2 pseudogenes are annotated in these 1,636 nt (G+C 66.3%); one reads left to right on the forward strand and one right to left on the reverse strand.

Annotated elements, in window-relative coordinates:
* Positions 1 to 203 (forward strand): annotated as a pseudogene (locus ACFU53_RS47955) (site-specific integrase); the annotation flags it as partial.
* Between the two features lie 103 nt (positions 204 to 306).
* Here the strand turns inward: ACFU53_RS47955 and ACFU53_RS47960 are convergent.
* Positions 307 to 1,079, reverse strand: a pseudogene (locus ACFU53_RS47960) (restriction endonuclease); the annotation flags it as partial.
* Between the last annotated feature and the right edge of the window lie 557 nt (positions 1,080 to 1,636).

The raw sequence follows: 1,636 nt of genomic DNA on the forward strand, positions 1-1,636 counted from the left end.
ACGCTGAGCTGCGCGCCGGGCAGTCCTCGGAGAAGGCGGCGCTGATCTACCAGCACTCCGACGACGATCGACAGCAGGAAGTTGCGGCCGGGCTCGACGCGACCGTACGCAAGGCACGCCAGGAAGCTGCTGCCGAGCCAGATGAAGACGCCATTGATCCAGACGATCAACGTTCTGGCACGAATCTGGCGCGTGGCGAGTGATTGTCGGTGACAGCAATAAGGCCCAGGTCTCTGACCTGGGCCTTCATCATGGAGCGGGTGACGAGAATCGAACTCGCACTCTCAGCTTGGGCAGCTATGGCGCTTACATGACCTCATGCCTTCTGACCTGCGCAGATCCGTTGTGCTGTTGCTGTGGTGGGGGTCTGATGGCACCGCTGTCGACCGTGGTTGTCCGCTCTGAAGGGCACGCTATGGGCACGACGCCGCAGGGGGACGAGTGCTTTGCGGATGCGGCCTTCTTCGGGCTCGGGGCTCGTCGATGTACAAGTGGACTGTGCGGAGCCGTTGCGACTGCACATGGATGCCCGAGGGTGCGATGGCCGTCGCCGAGGCCGAGGACGGCTTTGTCGACGAGCTTGTGGTGCAGTGAGTACAGGCACAGACCGTCGTCGACATCGTCCGGGCCGTCGAAGGCGCACCAGCGCACGTGCGCGGCTTCCAGCCCGACCGGCACTGCGCCGATCCTGCCGTCGTAGCCGTAGAAGGCGCGCTGGTACTCGTAGGCGGTCAGCACCAGCTCTCGCATCCGCCGGGCCCGCTGCCTCCGCGCTGTCAAGAGCCGTTCGATCTCCGTCGGCTTCAGTTCCCAGGCCGACGGCTTCGCGCAACTCGCCGTGGAGCGAGGGCGGGAAGCGGAGATCGAGCAGTAAACGGGCGATCCGGGTGAGCAGTTGGCGGTCGCGTCGCAGTGCTGATCTCAGCTCGGGGGCGAGCCGTTTAGCGGCACCCGCTTCCTGTAGCTCCCGGAGTCCGGTTCCGGGGGCTGCCGGGTCCTCGGTCGGTGCGCACTTCCCGTACGCCGTCGCTGACCAAGTGTTGGAACGGGTAGGCGGGTGTCGCCCTGTGGGGAAGTCCACCGCGGTCACCCGGTCGGCGCTTGCGCCTGGCAATACCGGGCGAGGACGGTTCTACGGTCTTGCCGCCGACCGCCTGGGGGGCACGGCGGTGGCGCAGGCGAGGCGGTTGACCACAGGCCGACCCGAAGCCGCCGGTGCCGCCGTTCAGGTCATCAGGGCAGGGGTGCGCCGCCACCGTACTGCAGGGCGTTGGCGGCGAGCTCCGAACGACCAGGACCCCACGGTGTCGGCAGCCTCGACTGCAGTCGCCGGTACGAGACCTTCGAGGAAGTGCCGGGCGCTGCCGCGGGCGCCGCGACGGATATAGCGGAGAGCGGGCGGTTGTGACGTTGCCGCTGATCGTGTCCATCAGGTCACCCTGGTCTCTCATCGTCGGCGGCCAGTCCTCCATCGCCGTTCGAGGCGGATTACCTCACCGTCGAACGCACGAAAATCTATACCGACGGGAGTAGACATTGGGTGGCGGCATGGTTATGGTTTCTCTCGTAGCCCAGAGAGACAGCAGGGCCTGGCAGACACGAACTGCCGGGCGGCAGTACGCAGTTGCAGTTCGCA

It is taken from the genome of Streptomyces sp. NPDC057474, from assembly GCF_042802555.1.
Taxonomy (GTDB): domain Bacteria; phylum Actinomycetota; class Actinomycetes; order Streptomycetales; family Streptomycetaceae; genus Streptomyces.